Below are 19,412 nucleotides of genomic sequence, written 5' to 3' on the forward strand. Positions count from 1 at the left end.
AACAGAAATGGACTGCGAACGCTTAGTCACTCAAGAATCCCACCCGTTACACCGTAAGGTGCAGGGCTTGCGGCTTTAGCCGTGGGAGTCTCAAATTCGTATATAAATCTTAAGCCAATGTATATTATAGGAGTGGCTTTTATTTATTATAGTTGTGACCTTATATCTCATATTTTCTTACTTCATTGAAAAGGTCTGGTTTTAAACTATCAATATAACCATTTGCCACATTGAAATATCTATCGCTCTTGCTAACCTTGTATGCATAAATAACATTAGAACGGTAATCTGTACCAATAATATAAACAATTTACCTTCTTTATTACTTAGTGTGAAGTCAGGGTCTAATTTCTTCAATAATGTATATAAGTGGAGCAATTAAATAATCAGATTCCTGGTGATAATTTTTTAGACACTCAACCAAAGTGTATTAATCTCTTGGTAGACCTTCCTAGACGGGAAATAGTGATCATTTTTTTTGAAAAGAGTTCGAATATTGATAATTAAGAAAAACATTGCACTCGTGCAGTGTTTTTCTTTTGATTGAGAATTGCTTTTTTATTTAACTATAGGCTCTTTTCGTAAACTTTGTTGCTTTTAGTCCTATAAAGAGAATGTAGAAATACACTCCTAATAAATATGTAATTATAAAAATGCAAAAAACATGAAAAAACACGAAAAAAACTTAATAAATATTAATGTTTTAGTTGGAAAAAACAGAATAAACATGAAATAATGTGGTAAGTGGTACCAATTAAAAATGAAAAAGGGTGATGATTATGTTTTCTGAAGAAAGAAGACAAGAAATTTTGAAAAGGTTGGAGCAAAATGGTCGTGTGTTGGCAAAGGAATTAGCGGATCAATTTGAAATGTCAATTGATTCAATTAGACGTGATTTATCTATTATGGAAGAACAAGGTCTTCTTAAAAGGACACATGGGGGGGCAATTCCTATTCCTAATGTAAGAAGTATGCCTGGGCCGCCTTCCAAACGTTATGGAGAAGGAAATGTCTATCAAAATGCTATTGCGAAATTAGCAGTTTCTTATATTACGGCAAATCAAACCGTGTTTATTGGTGGAACATCAACGCATTATGTAATGCTTAAATACCTCCCAAAAGACATTGCTTTTACTGTTATTACTAATTCTGTAGAAATTGCTTATCATTTAAGGGATTTTGAAAATATCCAGACTTATCTAATTGGTGGGAATGTAAAACGTTCAGGAAATATAACTGATGCTTTAGCAACCGAGTTTGCTCAACAATTTACAATTGATTTATGCTTTGCTACTGCAGGGGCAATATCATCAAAAGGATTAAGCACAGCAACTCCAGAAGTTTCAGTATTCCACAAAACTGTGTATGGTAATTCGAAAAAAATTATTGCAATATTGGGGCATTCAAAATTTGGTATCGATATGTTTTCGAGAATGTATCCAGTTGAAAAATTAGACTTAATTATTACGGATGAGGAAACAGCAGAAGAAAAGATTAATATGATCCAAGCACAGGGCGTAGAAATTATAATAGCGAAAATTGAAGACTAGTTTTCTTATAAAAATAAAAGAACACAAATTATTAAAAGGATTTTTCAACATTTGAGGGGAATTAAAAAGAAGAAAATGTTTTTTTAATAGGGGTAAATTTTATTATCTTCCAACAGAAGGCTCCCATTTCAAGGAAAGTGAAGGGCGTAGCTTAATGAGTAAGTGGGAGATGATTGTTGGCTGGCGATAGCCAAAACGTTCCTTATTATGGTATGATAGGAACAAATGTTCCTGATGAATGAGGTGAAATACATGGTAGTCAATAAAGCCTATAAGTTTCGTATTTACCCCAACAAAAAACAAATCGAATTAATTAACAAAACCATTGGCTGTTCAAGATTTGTATTCAATTTCTTTCTTGGTAAGCAGAAAGAGAAAGATGCTTATTGGTATACTTGCGAAGAAATGAAACAGAATGGTCAGCTTCCAACTAACGAGTGGAAAGGTGAGTGTCTAAATAAATATGAAACGGTCAAAGCCCTTTCTCATCTAAAAAAGCATTATTCTTTTTTAAAAGAAGTAGATAGTATTGCCTTGCAGAAATCTGTTGAAAACCTAGCTGACTCCTATAGTAGATACTACAAAAAACAAAACAAACAACCACGCTTTAAATCGAAAAAGAACCCTGTTCAGTCTTAAACTACGAAAAATATAAATGGAAATATCACCGTGATAGACAATCATATTAAATTGCCAAAATTAGGTCAAGTTCGCTTCGCTAAAAGTCGGGAAGTGCAAGGACGCATTATTAGTGTAACCATTAGACGTAATCCTTCTGGTAAATATTTTGTTTCTTTAGCTACCGAAACAGAAGTATCAGAACTACCCAAGACCCATTCGGCTATTGGAATTGATGTAGGTCTCAAAGATTTTGCTATTCTCTCGGATGGTACAGTCTACTCCAACCCAAAGTTTTTCCGTAGCTTAGAAGAAAAATTAGCCAAAGCACAACGTAGCATGAGCAGACGTACTATAGGTGGTTCGAATTGGTACAAAGCCAAAATGAAAGTTGCTCGTATTCACGTAAAGATTACGAATGCAAGAAAAGATTACTTAGACAAGATTTCCACTGAAATTGTCAAAAACCACGACATGATCGGAATGGAGGAGTTGTCTGTATCTAACATGTTAAAAAACCACAATCTTGCAAAAGCCATCAGTGAAGTGTCTTGGTCACAATTCAAAACAATGGTTGAATACAAAGCCAACTGGTATGGCAAAAAAATAGTTACTGTTGCGAAGAACTTTCCTTCCAGTCAACTATGCTCTTGTTGTGGCTACCAAAACAAAGACGTTAAAAATCTCGAATTACGTAAATGGGAATGCCCTTCTTGTGGAACTCATCACCAAAGAGATATTAACGCAGGACAAAATCTTAAAAATGGAGCCATAAGACTTCTAACCGTAGGGACTACGGAGATAGCCTAATCAATAACTTGTGGATACATTGGTGTTCTTAGGAATCTCCCACTTCAATCAGACTGAACGGTCGATACGTGGGGGTAGTTCAAGAAAGTACAATTGAAACGTGTTACTAGAGAAAATTGGGAAGAAGCTTTAACTTTGAAGGTGAAGGAATCCCAAAGTGAACTTACTCCCCCAGTGGCGGTATCTCTTGCTAAAGTATATATTAAACCAGACGGAGACAATGTTGAATATATCCCTTTTGCTATCTATGACCAAGAGAAAATGGTTGGATTTATCATGCATGCATATGAAGAAAATACAACAAATATGTATTGGATAAATGGCTTTTTAATCGATGAGAAGTATCAGGGGAGAGGCTATGGTAGGGCAGCACTAGCTGAGATGATACATTGGATCACAAATAGATTTTGAAACTGTAGGGAAATTCGTCTCACAGTTTTAAATGATAATCATACTGCTCGCCAACTATATAAGAGGTTTGGTTTTCTCCCCACTGGAGATGTGTATGAAAATGAAGATGTTTGGTTCCTTTCAGTAAATGAACAATAATTTTATTTTTCCTTTAGAATGGTAAGTGGAAACGGGTCCTTCTAATTAGCTGAGAAGATTTAAGGAAATTCTTCATGAAATTATTGCTTATGAAATAGACAAAATCAATTGATATCCCAACTAAGTTGTGATAAAGTAATTGAAAATTAGAGGTGGAGAAAATGCTAAAATTCAATAATTTCATTACTTTTTCACAATTCCATCATCATATCTTCTAGCCTTGCTATTCGATTTTTAACAATCGCAAATAGGAAGGCTATTTCTCATTAAACCGCATTGATTAAGTATAAAAACTTAAATCTAGTGCGGTTTTTTATTTATTTTAAAATCATTGGAGGTTTAGAAAATGAAAAAAATGGATTATCAAAATGTAAAAGGAACACAGGATTATCTACCAGAGGCAGAAGAAATTCGTAGTAAAATTAGACGAACTCTTGAGGATGTCTTCATTCAATATGGATGCAAGCCTTTAGAAACTCCAATATTAAATTACGAAGAACTGCTTGCATCAAAGTATGGTGGAGGTGCAGAAATCTTAGAGGAAATGTATACATTATCAGACAGGGGAGAAAGGAAATTAGCTTTAAGATATGACCTGACGATTCCATTTGCAAAGGTTGTGGCAATGAATCCAACTATTAGGATGCCATTTAAAAGATATGAAATCGGAAAAGTATTTAGAGATGGTCCTATAAAGACTGGAAGGCTTCGAGAATTTACACAATGCGATGTTGATATTGTAGGGGTTCAGTCTCAAGTGGCGGAAGCCGAATTAATGGTAATGGCGATCGATGCTTTTAATAAATTAGATTTAAATGTAACGATTCAATACAATAATCGAATGCTATTAACAGGTATGCTCGAAGCCTTTGAGACACCTGAAAACCAAATCAATCGAGTGGTATTAATTCTTGACAAGCTTGAAAAGGTTGGTTTGGAAGCAGTTGTATCGGAGCTTGCTGCTCAAGGGCTGCCATCAGAAACGGTTGATTCAATTAAGGGGTTTTTAATAAACGAAAATAACACTGATTATTCCTATTTTGAGCAGTTTGCAGAGAGGAATGCGCTCATTCAATCCGGAATAGATGAGCTGAAGGAGCTTGAAACATATTTAGAATATTTAAAGGTTAAGAGCAAATGCATATTCAATCCATTTTTAGCAAGAGGCTTAGAAATTTATACGGGGACTATCTATGAAATATTCATGACTGATAAATCATTGAAATCTAGCATTGGGAGTGGCGGAAGATATGATAACGCGATTGGAGGATTATTAGGAACAAACGAAAAGGTTTCAACCGTCGGAATTTCATTTGGTTTAGATGTTATTTATACTGCTCTATTACAATCTAATGGGATGAAAAAGAATGCTTCTCCTATCGATTATTATGTTATTCCACTTAATACATGGAAGGAGTCATTATTAGTCGCAAGTGATATAAGAAAAAAAGGTTATGTGGTTGAAGTGGAAATGGGGAACAAAAAAATTGGAAAGGCATTGGACAGAGCAAACAAAGAAAAAGTTCGTAAAGTTATTATTATTGGAGAAACTGAAGTGAAAAGGAATCAATATATAGTAAAAGATATGATGTCTGGGGAAGAGAAGGTGGAATCCTTTACTTATTATTTTTAGTTGTTGAGAAAGGACAATTAAGTAAACCAGATGTTTACTTATGAAGCATTTTTCGCCTAATGATCAAATTTTTCAGTTGACGAATTCAGAAAAGTCTTATATTATTATGAAAAATTTATATATAATAAGCGTTGAAGAGAAGAGTAGTTAAGAAAGATTATTCACAGAGAGCTCTGTTTGCTGAAAATGAGCAATAATAAACTTAACGAAAAAAGACTTGGAGCTATTTACTAAACTAATTGATAAATTAGGGATCGTAAGCGGGTTCTCCCGATAAAGAGATAGGGTATGAATGTACCTGATGAGGTTAATATGGTGACATATTAACAAACTGAGGTGGTACCACGAAGCTGCAACTCTCGTCCTCAAGATGAATTGATCTTGGAGGTGGGAGTTTTTTTGTTGTGGTGAATGCTCGTTGTGTGTTATGAACACGAATTCGACTGTAAGTTTGTTTTTTCAACCGTAAACTAATGACTTCAACGATATTCTTTCATTTATCTACGGAAATTTGAAATATTTCTACTTTCTTGAAAAATAATTCAACCATAGAAATGATAATTCTCCCTTCAACATTAGAATTAAACCGAGAAGACAAGAATTCTACAATAAAGATAGGAAATCTACGAAAAAAATAATGTTTCTTTAAATAATATTTTAACAACAATCTATATCTCCCCTGGAGACGATATTTCAACTAAATGAAATGGAGTGAATCGATTTGAATCCTATATTAATAAACGTACCAACGACTATTGAAACGAAAAGACTCTTATTAAGAATGCCCATGTTTGGAGATGGAAAAGTCGTTAATGAGGCTATAAAAGCTTCCATCAATGAATTACAACCATGGCTGCCCTTTGCACAACATATACCAACTGAAGAAGAAACAGAGATTAATATTAGAGAAGCAAACCTTAAGTTCTTAAAACGGGAAGATTTGCGGTATCTTATTTTTCATTCGGAATCAAAGGAATTTATCGGATCTACCGGATTGCATAATATTATGTGGGAAATTCCAAAATGTGAAATTGGCTATTGGATTCATACAAGATTTAGCGGAAATGGATATATGTCAGAGGCTATTAATGGATTAACGATGATGGCGCTTAAACAATTGAAATGTAAACGAGTAGAAATAAGATGCGAGTCAACTAACATCAAAAGCCGTACAATTCCTGAAAAATTAGGCTACCAATTGGAAGGGGTATTACGAAATGAAGATTTATCAGCAGATGGAAAGCATCTAACAGATACATGTATATATGCAAGAATAGCGCTTTAAAGCATAAATCTCCTTCTTACAGCATTTGTAAGAAGGAGATTATAAAATGATTCTGAATTAAAGTTTTCATCATAAAATCAATAGTAAAATGTACAATTCAAAAAATGAATGATTAATAAATGGTAAACAGGAGCTAATAAAAATAACAGCAGGAAAAATTTGATAATTAGTAGAATGTATTACAAATACAAATATAGAAGGAACAATCGAATGAAGAAGATAAATAACTATTTTTGAGGTACTGGTAACGATTGAAAAAATCTCGATTCTTAAGGGATTGAATATAAGTAAAGGGGGAGATATTGATGTTTATGGGAATTCAAATATTGCCTGTTGTATATGTTGATAATCTAACCAATCAAACAATAGAGAATCTTGGCTTCACATTTGAAGGGATTCAAGGAAAGCTGCCCACGATCAAGAAGATAAAAAGTGGAGAAAGAAAATCAGTTTCAATCTATAATAAGGGATATTTAGGAAAAAGAATGCTGTACCTCACATACGTTAATAAGAAAGTGAGAATCACGGAAAATCAAGAAATCTTTGCTGAGCTGACCGACTCCTTTGTCGGGAATATCTTAGTTGAAATTAAGGGGATTAAAAAGGATGGGAGGTTTGAAGTAAACATTAACAATAATTTTGATCTAAAGGTATAGAAACAAACATGAATGATTTGAACAAAATATTTGTGTTTTTCATATTGCGTTTGTGTACCTTTCCTGTAATCTATTAGTTTTAAAAAAATAATTGTTTTATTATGAATATATTTATCTGGGGGACTGTTATTGGATAATATTGATAAGAGAAATCGTTTAGATGAAAATCCTTTTAGTTATTTGGTAACTAAAAATAATGTGGTTTTAATAAAATATCTAGGTATCCAAGTAAAAATGCTAAAAGGGAAAGAAGCTGAAAAAATTCTGAAGAGAATTAATGCCGCTAATAATGAGAAGGAAGTTCAGCTCATACTTGCGAAAGTGACTGGTAATTTTAAAAGAGGAAATGAACGTAAGAGAGACAATTAAATTATTTTATAGAAAACCTTTATTTTTTATTGACTTTTCGTTTTACAATTATATAATGGAATTAATAATTAACAAATTGTTAAATAAAGAGGAGACACCCAATGTCAAACGAAGAAGCATTAAAACAATACGATATAAAAAAATTCCGTACACCGGATGGATACACATCTGACATTGCTGTTTTTACGATTGTTTCAGAGAAAGTAGCAGAATATAAACCGCCAAAAATGAGTTTAAAGCTAATGCTTATTCAACGTTCAGAGTTGAATGCAGAAGGACAGCCAAATATTGAAGCGCAGAAATGGGCATTACCTGGTGGCTTTGTTCAAGAGAATGAATCTGCCTTTGAAGCGGCGAAACGAGAGCTGGAAGAAGAAACAGGTGTGAAAAATATTCATTTGAAGCATTTCGGAGTATATGATCAGCCAGGAAGAGATCCTCGCGGTTGGATCATTTCCAATGCACATTATGCTATCGTTCCAGAGCGTTCATTAGTAACAAGAAAAGCTAATGATGATGCGGCAGAGGTAGAGTTATTCTCAATTGAAGATGTTCTATCCATTGAATTAGCCTTTGATCATGTGCAAATTATTAAAGAGGCAATTGAACGTATAACAAGTGATTTATTGCAAACAACGGTAGCAAAAAACTTTTTACCAATGCATTTTACTTATTCTGAGCTGCAAGCTGTGCTTTTAACTGTTACAAAAGATCCAGCTATCATAAGTGAACAAAGCTTTGCAAGAAAAATAAAATCACTGCCCTTTATTAAACCAGTAATAGGGAAAAAAACACAAAGAACATCGAAAATTCCTACACAATTATATGAATTTATTGATATGGATGTCGTTAAACCGATTTATACAGCTAGATACTAGTGGAATGAGAAATCTCATTCCCACTACAATATATATTTTTTTAGAATTAATAATTAACAAAATGATAATTAAAATAGGAGGGATTAATTATGAAAAAGGCATTAATTCTTATTGATTACACGAATGATTTTGTTGATAAAGATGGGGCGTTAACCTGTGGTGAACCAGGGCAATTAATCGAAGGGGTAATTTCAAACATAACCTGTTCATTTATTGAGAATAATGATCTTGTAGTCTTTGCGATTGATTTACACAAGAGAAATGATAAATTTCATCCGGAATCAAAGCTTTTCCCACCTCATAACATCGAAAATACGAGGGGAAGAGAGCTATTTGGAAAAGTGAAAGAGATTTATGAAAAGAATAAACATAAGGAAAATGTTTATTGGATGGATAAGACTAGATATTCAGCATTCGCAGGAACTAATTTAGACATCAAATTACGAGAACGCCGAATTTCAGAAATTCACTTAGTTGGGGTGTGCACAGATATTTGTGTTCTACACACTGCAGTGGATGCTTATAATAAAGGCTTTCAAATAACGGTCTACAAAGATGGAGTTGCAAGCTTCAATCAAGCTGGACATCTATGGACACTAGACCATTTTAAACATACATTAGGTGTACAAATTGTTTAAAGGGAGGAAATGTAAATGTATAAATATATAGACGATAGCTTCGCATTGCATACAGATCTTTATCAAATAAATATGGCTGAAACGTATTGGAGAGATAGGATTGATCAGAAGAAAGCTGTATTTGAAGTATATTTTCGTAAGCTACCTTTTGGTAACGGCTTTGCGGTTTTTGCAGGACTTGAAAGATTGATTGATTATATTCAACACTTTCAATTTACCGAAACAGACATTGATTATTTAAGGGAAGAGGGCTATCAAGAAGACTTTCTATTATATTTAAAAGAAATGCGTTTTAATGGAAACGTCCGTTCAATGAAAGAAGGGGAAATTGTATTTGCTAATGAACCATTGCTTCGTATTGAGGCTCCACTAGCTGAAGCACAATTAATTGAAACAGCAATTCTTAATATCGTTAATTATCAAACACTTATTGCGACGAAGGCCTCTCGGATTAAACAAGTAATCGGCAATCAAGAAGCAATGGAGTTTGGAACGAGAAGAGCTCAGGAAATGGATGCTGCGATTTGGGGAACAAGAGCAGCTTTTATCGGAGGATTTAGTGCAACTTCTAACGTAAGAGCCGGGAAATTATTCAACATGCCTATTTCTGGAACTCATGCTCATTCAATGATTCAAGCTTATCAAGATGAATATGTTGCTTTTCATAAATATGCAAACACACACAAAAACTGTGTTTTTCTTGTGGACACATACGATACTTTGAAATCTGGTGTACCTAATGCTATCAAAGTGGCAAAAGAACTAGGTGATCAAATCAATTTTATCGGAATTCGACTTGATAGCGGCGACCTTGCATTCTTATCAAAGAAAGCTAGAAAAATGCTGGATGAAGCTGGATTTCAGGAAGCGAAAATTATCGCATCCAATGATCTTGATGAAAACACAATTATGAATTTAAAGGCTCAAGGAGCAAAAATTGATGTATGGGGAATAGGCACAAAGCTCATTACTGCCTATGATCAACCGGCACTAGGTGCGGTTTATAAATTAGTTTCTATCGAAGATGATAGTAAAAATATGGTTGATACGATTAAAATCAGTGCGAATCCAGAAAAGGTTTCTACTCCAGGATTGAAAAGAGTCTATCGAATTATTAATAAGGATAATCACAAATCCGAGGGCGACTATATTGCGCTTGAAAATGAACATCCACAGGAGGAAAAAAGGTTGAAAATGTTTCATCCTGTTCATACATTTATTAGCAAGTTTGTGACGAATTTTGAGGCTAGGGAGCTGCACCATGAAATTTTCAATAATGGGAAACTCTTATATGAAATACCGACTCTACAATGTATTCAGGATACCGTTAAAGAAAATTTAGAACTGCTTTGGGACGAATATAAACGACCATTAAATCCGGAAGAATACCCAGTCGACTTAAGTCAAGAGTGTTGGGATCACAAAATGAATAAGATCAATGAAGTAAAAGAAAAAATTAACAAGCAATTAAGTAATCGAGGTGAGCAATAATGGCGAAAATCGGAATATACGGCTCTTCTTTTGATCCAATTACAAATGTACATCTTTGGACAGCAAATACTGTTGCCCATCGATGCAAACTTGATGAAGTGATTTTTTTGCCTTGTTCAAATAAACGAAAAGACAAAAAAATGAACACAGAAGATGAGCACCGCTGGAACATGGTTCAGTTAGCGATCCAAGGAAATGAGCGTTTTATTACAGATGATTATGAAATGCTTCAGGAAGCTTGGAACATAACGACCTATGAAACATTAAAATATTTTAAACAAAAATATCAAAATGATGATATTTACTTTATTATGGGTGCTGACCTTTTAATTGATATAGGTGAAGGACGTTGGGGTAATGCAGATTTGCTTGTGAAAGAAAATAAATTTATTGTTATGGCTCGGGATGGAATTGATATGGTAAAAGCAATCAGCAAATCCCCTATTTTACGAAATAATGATGATGGAAGTACATTTCACTTGATAGATAAAGGCTTGGCAATGGAAATCAGTTCAACCTATATTCGGGAAGAATTTAAATTAGGAGGAGAACCCAAATACCTTTTACCAGAAAGCTGTTATGAATATATTAAAAAGTATTGTTTATATCAATAGGAGAATATGCTTATGTCACTCCGAGAAAATATTATTGACCTACTCAAAAATAGTTTAAGCTTATGAAAAGTGTATCCTGTTTATCAAAATATCTTTGAAACTACATTTATTTAACTAGATATTTATTTCAATTTGAATAGTCACGAATAAATATCTGAATATTATGATTTTAAATATATTAATCACAATGGAGGGAGAATTTATTTATTTAATAATAATTAAATATTTATCTATATTATGATTTATACAAAAAATATTTTTATATAAATATAAAAATTCTGAAATAAATCCCATCAAATTAGTTTTTTTCTTTATAATAAAAATAAGAGATTGTTATGTTACTACATTTATTAAAAGGATGATGATGGTAATGACAAAGACAAAAAAGAAAAATGAACTATTCGATTGGATTAAATCCCTGATAATTGCTGTTTTAATAGTAGTAATTGCCCGTTATTTTCTTTTTACACCAATTATAGTTCAAGGGAAATCAATGAAACCAAGTCTATATAATGGAGACCGAATGATTGTGTCTAAGATCGGAACACCGAAAAGATTTGATATTATTGTTTTCCATGCAACCAAAAACAAGGATTATATAAAACGAGTAATAGGATTACCTGGAGATACAATCGAGTATAAAAATGACAATTTATATATAAACGGAAAAGTTTATCAAGAAGAATACTTAGATAAAAGTAAAAAACAACTTAAGGGACTTAAAATAGAAGGACCTCTTACAGAAGATTTTTCTTTAACAGATAAAATTGGCCGAAAAACAGTTCCTGAAGGGTCTTTGTTTGTAATGGGGGATAATAGACGTCATAGCACGGATAGCCGTGAAATCGGTGTAATACCGATTAACAAAGTTATAGGAAAACCAATACTACTTTATTGGCCTATTAAAGATTTTCAAATAGTAAAATAAATTAAACCTAAAGTTTGTTTCATTTAGTGTAGATCCTGATTTAGATACTTCGCAAAAATTAGAATCCTATGTAAAAAAGTTTACAGACAATACAAGGGATTGGTATTTATTAACAGGATATACACTAGATTATATTCAGGAAGTTGCATTAAATAATTTTAAAACCGTTGCAAACAAACCTGAAAATGGGTAAGTAATTCTTAGTAATCATTCTATTTGATTAACAAAGATAGCGAAGTCGTTAAAAGTTATGATGGAAATAGTGATGTTCCTTTTGATGAAATTATTAAAGATTTAAAGTTATTGAAATAATTTCATAGATATAAAATACTTACTAAATCTAGTCAGTTTATTATTTGGATTTTATTAATTTATCACTAATATTTATTTTTTAATAGAATAAGAGAATACAGACGTCTTTAACAGTAATAATGCGGCAATTCGATTATATCAATCAATGGGGATGAAGACGAGAACTAGTCGAATGGAATTAAGGCTATGAATCGATTCATAGAAGGATGTTAGAAAAAATGCTGAAAAGAAAATACGGTGACCGTTCAGACTGGAAGCGTATTCTTAAAAGAAGATATGTGCAATCTTATTTTGAATTAAAAGAGTTTAGTGGATATGTAACCTTGTTAAACATGGAGAAAGTGAAAGAGCAATTATATGCTCATTATAATGATAAGAAGATTTGTATTGTTGATGATGGGTATTGTTGGCTTCAGCATTTTCCAAAAGAGGAACGCTATTCATTAACGACGATGTTTAATTCAGCAGGTGAAGTGGTGCAGTGGTATATAGATATTTGTTTTGATATTGGGATTGAAAACGGTGTTCCTTGGATGGAGGATTTATTTTTAGATATTGTTATACTCCCGTCTGGAGAAGTGATGCTGCTTGTTGTTGAAGAACTTGAAGATGCCCTTTCGGATGGAAAAATTAATCAATTTGTTTACCAAATAGCATGGGATGAAGCGAATCAACTATTAAAACGTATACATAATGATCAGTTTGATTTAATTAAATTTTCAACTGAGCATAAAAACAAGCTCATCAATATTTTATCTGGCTAAGTTGAAATACATATATAGAAATAGGGTAAAAAAGTTAACAGTTAAAAATAAAGGAGTATCGAAATGGAAATTCGTTTAGTAAAAGGATCTGATTACTACATCATTTCACCATTAATTAACGAATGGTGGGGTGGAAGACAAATGTCAGATAAGCTGCCAAAATTATTCTTTGATCATTTTTCAAATACAAGTTTTATAGTTGAGGAGGAAGGTGAAATAATTGGCTTTCTCATTGGTTTTTTCTCGCAAGTCCATTTAGATGAAGCGTATATTCATTTTGTTGGTGTTCACCCTAATTTTAGAAAAAACAATATAGGAAACCAGTTGTATAATAAATTTATTAAACTTGTGAAACAAAATGGTCGAAGCATTGTCCGTTGTGTTACATCACCCGTCAACAAGGGATCTATTGCATTTCATATGAAGATGGGATTTGAAATTGAAGTAGGAGATAAAATGGTTGAGGGTATTCCAGTTCAAAGGGATTATGATGGTCCTAACCAAGACAGAGTATTATTTATAAAGCATTTATATTCTTAAAATAAAAGACAAATGGAGGATATTATGTCTATTCCCTTAGAAAAAATTGAAGTTGATGATATTCCTTGGCAAAGACTGACTACGCCATATGGAAGAGGAAGTGATTTGCCTCGATTAATGGAAAAAGGACAATATGATGAAATACAGGAGTTGATTGAGCATCAAGGTACTCTTTGGCAAGTCACCCCATGGGTATTGTTGTTTTTACTACGAGAGTTGAAGAGAAAACAGGCGGAAGAAGTAACTCTTGCTGAATTACAGTTATATTGCTTTGTGGCAGATTCATTGATCGGTAGAGAATTGGATTCCATTTCACATGTAGAGCAGCTAGGATTGTTGTTAGAAGAAAGCTATTTATGGCCAAGTACCGATGAAGAAGACGAGCTAATATGGGAGGAAGAAGAGCCACGTGGTTACACGGAACTGCCTTTTTCAAGTTATTATTACTACAGTGCCTTGTTGTTGAAAGATGCAATTCCATACTTTGAAAGGCTGAGGGTAGAAAACACTGCACTTACTATCCAGGTCTTGGAGCTATTGGCGAAGTTGGAGTGTTTGGATTAATTGAGTCTCATTGTATTTTAACTTTTTTGTAGATTGAGTATTATTTGTAAAACATTTAAATAAAAATTGAATGAGTGTTGTGAAGGAACATTTGCAATGAATTAGGAATTCAATTTACTACTTTAAATGGACTCAAAAAAATTAGATAATAACCAACTAAGTAGACGAACTGCAAATGTTCGTTTTTTTATGTAGGCTTTGATAACAATTTTGTTATTTTAATAAAATCTGTAGCGTATGAATTCAGCTTGTTTTACTACTTTATAAAATCGCTTCATGTATATCCTACAGGTGATTTTATAATGAATAACCATTAACAAAACCTTTATGGAAAAAGAATATATAAACGATTTTATTTTTTTTTTGGAATTTGTTTATAGTTTTTTTATTGTTTGAAATTAGAATTGAACTAGCTTATAAAATCATGGATTAAATTTATTTATATGAAATTTTTACATTTTAGAAATAAGTATCAAAAATGGGGGTGAAAAGAATGAAAAAAAATCCTAAAAAAGTTGGTGGGTCTTAGTCATCGTATCTATTGGAGTAATGATTCCATTTATGGTTCCCTATTTGACTTTTGATCCTGAAAAAAGTCGTATTACCATAACTTCGAATACACTACAATATCCTGTGCTTGTTACTCATATTATTTTTGCTTTTATTGCATTAATAACCGGTTTTCTTCAATTTATTGATCGTATTCGTCTTAAAAATCGCAAAATCCATCGTTATATTGGCAGAATTTATGTCGGGAGTGTTTTTGTAAGTGGACTTCTTGCGTTATTAATAGTCTTTTATGTTGAAGATTTTACAAAAGCCCTTTCTTTCTTTACATTAGCTGTTTTATGGTTATTTACCTGCTGGAAGGGGTATCGTGCGGCAGTTAAAAAACGCTTTAATGATCATCGAAAGTGGATGATACGTAATTTTGGTATTACTTTGGTAGCTGTTTCACTCCGTTTATTAGTGCCGGTTCTTCTTCTTGCATATTCCATTTTTCATGGGTTCACTCTTCCAGAAGGGAGGGCTAGGATGGTTGAAGAGGTATTAAATGTGAATATTTGGGTTGGCATAATTCTGAACTTTGTTATCGTTGAGTGGGTGATTATAAAAAAGCGTGACGATGCTGGGAAAATGTCATAAAAAAATAGGTTTCCCCTTTTGCTAATGAAGGGATTTGGACAAAATCGCATTGTATAAAATAGTTACATAAAAATGAGGTGATTAAATGGAAGGTTACGATGTGAAACAAATAAAAAATTTGTTTGAAGTTGAAATAGATCATTTATTAAACGAAAGCAAGGAAGAAGGGTTTCTTTTTCTTGAAAGATTAGTTAATGAATATAAAAATGGGACGAATACATTTACTAAACCGGGAGAAGCTTTATATGGTGTATTTAATAAAGATGGAGAAATAATTGCAATTGGTGGACTGAATAAAGATCCATTCTCAAATGAATCAAGTATTGGAAGATTAAGAAGGTTCTATGTTTCAAAAAATTATCGAAGAAATGGGATTGGAAGTCTTTTGTTGAAAAAAATACTTTGCGATGTAAAAAAATATTTTACTACTATCGTACTTCACACAGATACTGAGCAAGCTGATAGATTTTATACTTCGCGTGGATTTTGTAAGGAAAATAATATGATCAACGCAACCCATTATATAAAACTGTAAAATTACTCTATTACAATTTTATATAATGGAAAATTAATTACAAGTTGATAATAGAATATTAAACTTTTTTGATTTTTTATAACTGAATTTTCAATATATGACCTGATTACGGATGATTTTTTTAAAGATTACTCTTTGGCATTTATTTTCCAACCTTTTTGCAGCTTTCGAATATAAATGATTTGACCAATATGATAAGCGTTATGGGTTGCTACATTTCCAAGTATCGCCCACCACCGGGCAGGGACAGGGAAATTATCTACATTACTTTCTAGTTTTTCTTCAGTAAGTAGACTTTGCCATTGTAAAAGAACCTTTAATAATTCTTCTTTTAAATCATTAAATGTTTGATTTTCTGTAATGATAAAGCTGTTATTATTATTTCCTATGAAAGGTACAGCATTGAAATCAGATTTTTGATATCTAATTTGCCAGGTTTCATTCCAATAAAGTAGATGCTGCACTATTTCAGCGATGCTATGGGTATTTTCATTAGGTTTCCAAAATGCTTCTTCTTCTGATAAATTTTCAACTGAGTCTAAAAATGGTAGATACCAGCTTGGGTCATTAGCATTTGCTAACAACTGATCAGATAAAACATCTTTAGCATGAACCATACTTTCCCCCACTCCTTCATATCCCAGTCATCTGACTTAATGCAATATTTCAAAAGGCAAAACAAGTACCGACTCCAAATGTTATAAAACAGGACATGCTCTATTTGATTTTATACATTTTCTTTTATAAAGTCATTTCCCTTTTTGCTACCAACAAGTGTAATCACAGAACTTTTTTAATTTGTGCAACTTAAATAAACACATATAAGAGGTACAACGTTACAATTATGAAGGTGTTTCACCCTTATATGTTTGTACAGTTTGCTTCATTATGTTTTTCATCTAAATGACCACCTTGTACGTTAATACTTCCATTATAGTTCATGTATATGTTAGAGTGAAAATATATTTCTGAATATTAAGTAAATGAAAGTAAGCAATTTTTTTTAAAAAAATGATAAGGCATTTATTGAATTAGCAAAAAGAATTGCTCCCTTGAATACATTAATTTTAAAGAAATATAAGCAATGGAAAGAGGGAAGGAAATTAAAATGGAAAAATACAAAAAAATAAGTACGTTTTCACTGCTTTTAGTCTTATTGCTTATATCTATTGGTGGTTGCATCAACACACCAGATCCACAGATTACGATAAATGTACAAGTGTCAAAGTTAACTGAAGAAGAAATGAATGATGTCGAAGTTAGAGGTTTAAATAACCCAAAAAAAGATGATTTTAGAAAATTTACCTTAAATCTAAATATGGCAAATTTTAGTAAAATAAGCTCACGAAAAATTAGCATTCCGAAAAATATGGGAAGGCTTATAAACTATATAGACGGAGATCGATATTGGTATGGAAATGAAAGTAAACGAGATAATGTAGAAAACAATTTTGCAAGTTATACAAAGGAGTTCGTCTTTTATTCAAAAGGATTAAGTGAAGGGGATATAAAGAAGGCATATCAGTCAGCAATTATTATCGTAACCTGGGTGACAAAGGAGGGAAAAGAGATAAAAAAAGAATTTGTAGTTGGTGATTTAATTAAATTTAATTAAATAAGATTAGTCATGCTAAATAAATTAAATAGGAAGGGGGCTAGGGGGAGATGTTACAGTTCTTCTTTATTGTTGGTATTGTTGGAATTATTGTTTCAGGACTCTCTATAGGAGCTTGGGAAGATAGTCGGAGGAAAAGAACATATTTTCGTTCGGAACCAAGAGAAGAGAGGGAGCTTAAAACAAAAATTGCATTGTATTCAGGTTTGATAGGAATAATCTCATTAGGCATTGCTGGATTAATATATTCTTTATGGAAATAATCAGAGTGATAGTATGTCAAACTTATTTAAAAATAGTCCCATTTGAAATCTACAGATAGGATACCGACTGGGTCCTCTTTCATTGCAGGTAAACTTTGTGTTGCCAACTCCGGTTTGCGAAAACAAGCTAAATCTTTGTAATAACCAAACATCTTGCATATCTCAGGTCTTATAGAATGAATTCCGCATCTATCATTGTCCTGGTCATAAAAAATACATGTTCCCAAATATCTTGTTTGATCTTCAAGATTTGAACGAAGTTTTTTTGGCATTCTCTTAATCTTCATTTTAATTCTATTTAATTCTTTTGCTGTAACAGGAACAGGTCCACAGCACAATCCTCTACACCCTTTACAAGGAAGTGTTTCCATACTAAAATCACTCCTTAAAGTTCAAATATTGGATAAATAAGTTAAATCATATATGGAATTTATCATACATTTTAATATATATCAATAACGAAATATTTTATAATAGCATATTAAATTTTTTTTATCAATAGTATCTTGAAATTTTTATTGCTTGTTATGATTATCCGCTGAAATTATATTCAAATACACGGTTCAATAGGTTATACAGCGTAATCCTACTATATTTCTGACATTCTTTTTACTTGCCTCAAAACTTGCATTTTAGTTGAGAAAGAATCATTGATTTCTTGATTAAAATTAATTATTGTTATAAAATATAAAAAATTTATGTTTTTGTAAATAATATGAGAAGGAGTGAAGCCAATGATTACAAGAAAGTATCCATCTAATTCACTTCTTTTATTTTATTTAAAATATTATTTTTACTACATGGAGTCAAAGTTTTTAACTTTGGCTCCTTTATTTTTGGGGGAGGAATTCGTATATGCAAAAGTATAAAAGAGTCTTAATAAAATTAAGTGGTGGTGCTTTAGCAAGCAAAGACGGTGAAAGTTTTGGTGTTGATAATTTAGAACATATAACAAATGAGATTATTTCAATCACGGAAATTGGTATCGAAGTTTCAGTAGTTATTGGAGGAGGAAATATTTTTCGCGGAAACTTAGCGAATCAATGGGGGATAGACAGAGTTGAGGCTGATAATATAGGTACATTAGGAACGATTATTAATAGTCTAATGCTTAGAGGAGTATTGAAAGCTAAGACAGATAAAGAAGTACGTGTAATGACAGCTGTTCCCGCCCCATCGGTAGCAGAACCATATATACGACTAAGGGCTATGCACCATTTAGATAAAGGATATATAGTTATTTTTGGTGGAGGAAATGGTCAGCCTTTTGTAACAACCGATTATCCAAGTGTTCAACGTGCGGTCGAAATGAATTGCGATGCACTATTTGTAGCCAAACAAGGAGTTAATGGTGTCTATACATCCGATCCAAAAATAGATAAAATGACTAAAATGTATTTAAAATTAAACTATAATGACGTGATTAAAAATAATATCAAAGTGATGGACCAATCAGCACTCTTACTTGCTAGAGATTTTCATTTACCAGTGCATATATTTAATTTTAATGAGGTAGGGGCTATGAAGAGATTAGCTTCAGGTGAACCAATAGGAACTTTAATCAGCGAAGAAAAAACTTTATTAATGGAGGATTAGAGATAAAAAACAAACACTATAGTTTGATGCTTATTGAAATAGCGGAAGCGCGATTTGA

At 32.3% G+C, this 19,412-nt stretch carries 20 protein-coding genes, 3 pseudogenes and 1 other annotated feature; of the genes and pseudogenes, 21 read left to right on the forward strand and 2 right to left on the reverse strand.

Features of this window, described 5'->3' with window-relative positions; genetic code table 11:
* The first annotated feature begins 779 nt into the window (after window positions 1–779).
* From ACQKP0_RS13125 to ACQKP0_RS13210, 18 genes and pseudogenes are all read left to right on the forward strand, one after another.
* On the forward strand, window positions 780–1,550 hold the full coding sequence (locus ACQKP0_RS13125; RefSeq protein WP_427406310.1) for a DeoR/GlpR family DNA-binding transcription regulator: 771 nt from the start codon (window positions 780–782) through the stop codon (window positions 1,548–1,550).
* Window positions 1,551–1,802: 252 nt separating this feature from the next.
* Window positions 1,803–2,978, forward strand: a pseudogene (tnpB, locus tag ACQKP0_RS13130) (IS200/IS605 family element RNA-guided endonuclease TnpB).
* A gap of 93 nt (window positions 2,979–3,071) precedes the next feature.
* Window positions 3,072–3,527: pseudogene (locus tag ACQKP0_RS13135) on the forward strand (GNAT family N-acetyltransferase).
* Window positions 3,528–3,873: 346 nt separating this feature from the next.
* The gene (locus ACQKP0_RS13140; RefSeq protein ID WP_427406311.1) at window positions 3,874–5,160 is read left to right on the forward strand and encodes a histidine--tRNA ligase; all 1,287 of its coding nucleotides are present in this window, start codon (window positions 3,874–3,876) and stop codon (window positions 5,158–5,160) included.
* 122 nt (window positions 5,161–5,282) lie between these two features.
* Window positions 5,283–5,530 (forward strand) — a binding site (T-box leader).
* 351 nt (window positions 5,531–5,881) lie between these two features.
* Window positions 5,882–6,445: a GNAT family N-acetyltransferase gene (locus tag ACQKP0_RS13145; protein ID WP_427406312.1), complete on the forward strand. Its 564-nt coding sequence runs from the start codon at window positions 5,882–5,884 to the stop codon at window positions 6,443–6,445.
* A 305-nt stretch (window positions 6,446–6,750) separates the two neighbouring features.
* Window positions 6,751–7,101 (forward strand): hypothetical protein, encoded by a 351-nt coding sequence (locus ACQKP0_RS13150; RefSeq protein ID WP_427406313.1) that lies wholly within the window; start codon window positions 6,751–6,753, stop codon window positions 7,099–7,101.
* A 129-nt stretch (window positions 7,102–7,230) separates the two neighbouring features.
* Entirely contained in the window at window positions 7,231–7,470 is a 240-nt protein-coding gene (locus ACQKP0_RS13155) for a hypothetical protein (RefSeq protein ID WP_427406314.1), read from the forward strand.
* A gap of 101 nt (window positions 7,471–7,571) precedes the next feature.
* Window positions 7,572–8,348 (forward strand): NUDIX domain-containing protein, encoded by a 777-nt coding sequence (locus tag ACQKP0_RS13160; protein WP_427406315.1) that lies wholly within the window; start codon window positions 7,572–7,574, stop codon window positions 8,346–8,348.
* Window positions 8,349–8,437: 89 nt separating this feature from the next.
* On the forward strand, window positions 8,438–8,986 hold the full coding sequence (locus ACQKP0_RS13165) for a cysteine hydrolase family protein (protein ID WP_427406316.1): 549 nt from the start codon (window positions 8,438–8,440) through the stop codon (window positions 8,984–8,986).
* Between the two features lie 15 nt (window positions 8,987–9,001).
* On the forward strand, window positions 9,002–10,477 hold the full coding sequence (locus ACQKP0_RS13170) for a nicotinate phosphoribosyltransferase (protein ID WP_427406317.1): 1,476 nt from the start codon (window positions 9,002–9,004) through the stop codon (window positions 10,475–10,477).
* Complete coding sequence (gene nadD / locus ACQKP0_RS13175) at window positions 10,477–11,091, forward strand: nicotinate (nicotinamide) nucleotide adenylyltransferase (protein WP_427406318.1); 615 nt, start codon at window positions 10,477–10,479, stop codon at window positions 11,089–11,091. Before ACQKP0_RS13170 ends, nadD begins: the two co-directional genes overlap by 1 nt.
* Window positions 11,092–11,461: 370 nt before the next feature.
* The gene (gene lepB / locus ACQKP0_RS13180) at window positions 11,462–12,019 is read left to right on the forward strand and encodes a signal peptidase I (protein ID WP_427406319.1); all 558 of its coding nucleotides are present in this window, start codon (window positions 11,462–11,464) and stop codon (window positions 12,017–12,019) included.
* A 16-nt stretch (window positions 12,020–12,035) separates the two neighbouring features.
* Window positions 12,036–12,212 (forward strand): annotated as a pseudogene (locus ACQKP0_RS13185) (SCO family protein); the annotation flags it as partial.
* 337 nt (window positions 12,213–12,549) lie between these two features.
* Window positions 12,550–13,095 (forward strand): DUF402 domain-containing protein, encoded by a 546-nt coding sequence (locus tag ACQKP0_RS13190; RefSeq protein ID WP_427406320.1) that lies wholly within the window; start codon window positions 12,550–12,552, stop codon window positions 13,093–13,095.
* 63 nt (window positions 13,096–13,158) lie between these two features.
* Window positions 13,159–13,635 carry a GNAT family N-acetyltransferase gene (locus tag ACQKP0_RS13195; RefSeq protein WP_427406321.1) on the forward strand — a complete coding sequence of 159 codons (477 nt, stop codon included), beginning with the start codon at window positions 13,159–13,161 and terminating at the stop codon, window positions 13,633–13,635.
* 24 nt (window positions 13,636–13,659) lie between these two features.
* Window positions 13,660–14,199 carry a hypothetical protein gene (locus tag ACQKP0_RS13200; protein ID WP_427406322.1) on the forward strand — a complete coding sequence of 180 codons (540 nt, stop codon included), beginning with the start codon at window positions 13,660–13,662 and terminating at the stop codon, window positions 14,197–14,199.
* 549 nt (window positions 14,200–14,748) lie between these two features.
* Complete coding sequence (locus tag ACQKP0_RS13205) at window positions 14,749–15,345, forward strand: DUF2306 domain-containing protein (RefSeq protein ID WP_427406323.1); 597 nt, start codon at window positions 14,749–14,751, stop codon at window positions 15,343–15,345.
* Window positions 15,346–15,430: 85 nt separating this feature from the next.
* Window positions 15,431–15,880: a GNAT family N-acetyltransferase gene (locus tag ACQKP0_RS13210; protein ID WP_427406324.1), complete on the forward strand. Its 450-nt coding sequence runs from the start codon at window positions 15,431–15,433 to the stop codon at window positions 15,878–15,880.
* Between the two features lie 128 nt (window positions 15,881–16,008).
* Here the strand turns inward: ACQKP0_RS13210 and ACQKP0_RS13215 are convergent, their stop codons facing one another.
* Entirely contained in the window at window positions 16,009–16,497 is a 489-nt protein-coding gene (locus tag ACQKP0_RS13215) for a DinB family protein (RefSeq protein ID WP_427406325.1), read from the reverse strand.
* A 491-nt stretch (window positions 16,498–16,988) separates the two neighbouring features.
* Between ACQKP0_RS13215 and ACQKP0_RS13220 the strand changes: the two genes are divergently transcribed.
* The gene (locus tag ACQKP0_RS13220) at window positions 16,989–17,495 is read left to right on the forward strand and encodes a hypothetical protein (RefSeq protein WP_427406326.1); all 507 of its coding nucleotides are present in this window, start codon (window positions 16,989–16,991) and stop codon (window positions 17,493–17,495) included.
* A gap of 50 nt (window positions 17,496–17,545) precedes the next feature.
* Window positions 17,546–17,758: a DUF5316 family protein gene (locus tag ACQKP0_RS13225; protein ID WP_427406327.1), complete on the forward strand. Its 213-nt coding sequence runs from the start codon at window positions 17,546–17,548 to the stop codon at window positions 17,756–17,758.
* Between the two features lie 26 nt (window positions 17,759–17,784).
* On the opposite strand, the gene ACQKP0_RS13230 is transcribed toward ACQKP0_RS13225, so the two are convergent.
* A complete protein-coding gene (locus tag ACQKP0_RS13230) occupies window positions 17,785–18,129 on the reverse strand; it encodes a YkgJ family cysteine cluster protein (RefSeq protein ID WP_427406328.1) in 345 nt (114 codons plus the stop codon).
* 484 nt (window positions 18,130–18,613) lie between these two features.
* Here ACQKP0_RS13230 and pyrH point away from each other — a divergent pair, with 484 nt between their 5' ends.
* Complete coding sequence (gene pyrH / locus ACQKP0_RS13235) at window positions 18,614–19,354, forward strand: UMP kinase (RefSeq protein ID WP_427406329.1); 741 nt, start codon at window positions 18,614–18,616, stop codon at window positions 19,352–19,354.
* The last annotated feature ends 58 nt before the right edge of the window (window positions 19,355–19,412 follow it).

The organism is Heyndrickxia sp. NPDC080065, assembly GCF_050281185.1.
Taxonomy (GTDB): domain Bacteria; phylum Bacillota; class Bacilli; order Bacillales; family Bacillaceae_C; genus Heyndrickxia.

What these genes read in the sequence shown, in the direction of transcription:
- ACQKP0_RS13125 (WP_427406310.1), top strand. Translation starts at nt 780, where the DNA reads ATGTTTTCTGAAGAAAGAAGACAAGAAATTTTGAAAAGGTTGGAGCAA.
- ACQKP0_RS13140 (WP_427406311.1), top strand. Translation starts at nt 3,874, where the DNA reads ATGAAAAAAATGGATTATCAAAATGTAAAAGGAACACAGGATTATCTA.
- ACQKP0_RS13150 (WP_427406313.1), top strand. Translation starts at nt 6,751, where the DNA reads ATGTTTATGGGAATTCAAATATTGCCTGTTGTATATGTTGATAATCTA.
- ACQKP0_RS13160 (WP_427406315.1), top strand. Translation starts at nt 7,572, where the DNA reads ATGTCAAACGAAGAAGCATTAAAACAATACGATATAAAAAAATTCCGT.
- ACQKP0_RS13165 (WP_427406316.1), top strand. Translation starts at nt 8,438, where the DNA reads ATGAAAAAGGCATTAATTCTTATTGATTACACGAATGATTTTGTTGAT.
- ACQKP0_RS13170 (WP_427406317.1), top strand. Translation starts at nt 9,002, where the DNA reads ATGTATAAATATATAGACGATAGCTTCGCATTGCATACAGATCTTTAT.
- nadD (WP_427406318.1), top strand. Translation starts at nt 10,477, where the DNA reads ATGGCGAAAATCGGAATATACGGCTCTTCTTTTGATCCAATTACAAAT.
- lepB (WP_427406319.1), top strand. Translation starts at nt 11,462, where the DNA reads ATGACAAAGACAAAAAAGAAAAATGAACTATTCGATTGGATTAAATCC.
- ACQKP0_RS13190 (WP_427406320.1), top strand. Translation starts at nt 12,550, where the DNA reads ATGCTGAAAAGAAAATACGGTGACCGTTCAGACTGGAAGCGTATTCTT.
- ACQKP0_RS13195 (WP_427406321.1), top strand. Translation starts at nt 13,159, where the DNA reads ATGGAAATTCGTTTAGTAAAAGGATCTGATTACTACATCATTTCACCA.
- ACQKP0_RS13200 (WP_427406322.1), top strand. Translation starts at nt 13,660, where the DNA reads ATGTCTATTCCCTTAGAAAAAATTGAAGTTGATGATATTCCTTGGCAA.
- ACQKP0_RS13205 (WP_427406323.1), top strand. Translation starts at nt 14,749, where the DNA reads ATGATTCCATTTATGGTTCCCTATTTGACTTTTGATCCTGAAAAAAGT.
- ACQKP0_RS13210 (WP_427406324.1), top strand. Translation starts at nt 15,431, where the DNA reads ATGGAAGGTTACGATGTGAAACAAATAAAAAATTTGTTTGAAGTTGAA.
- ACQKP0_RS13215 (WP_427406325.1), bottom strand. Translation starts at nt 16,497, where the DNA reads ATGGTTCATGCTAAAGATGTTTTATCTGATCAGTTGTTAGCAAATGCT.
- ACQKP0_RS13220 (WP_427406326.1), top strand. Translation starts at nt 16,989, where the DNA reads ATGGAAAAATACAAAAAAATAAGTACGTTTTCACTGCTTTTAGTCTTA.
- ACQKP0_RS13225 (WP_427406327.1), top strand. Translation starts at nt 17,546, where the DNA reads ATGTTACAGTTCTTCTTTATTGTTGGTATTGTTGGAATTATTGTTTCA.
- ACQKP0_RS13230 (WP_427406328.1), bottom strand. Translation starts at nt 18,129, where the DNA reads ATGGAAACACTTCCTTGTAAAGGGTGTAGAGGATTGTGCTGTGGACCT.
- pyrH (WP_427406329.1), top strand. Translation starts at nt 18,614, where the DNA reads ATGCAAAAGTATAAAAGAGTCTTAATAAAATTAAGTGGTGGTGCTTTA.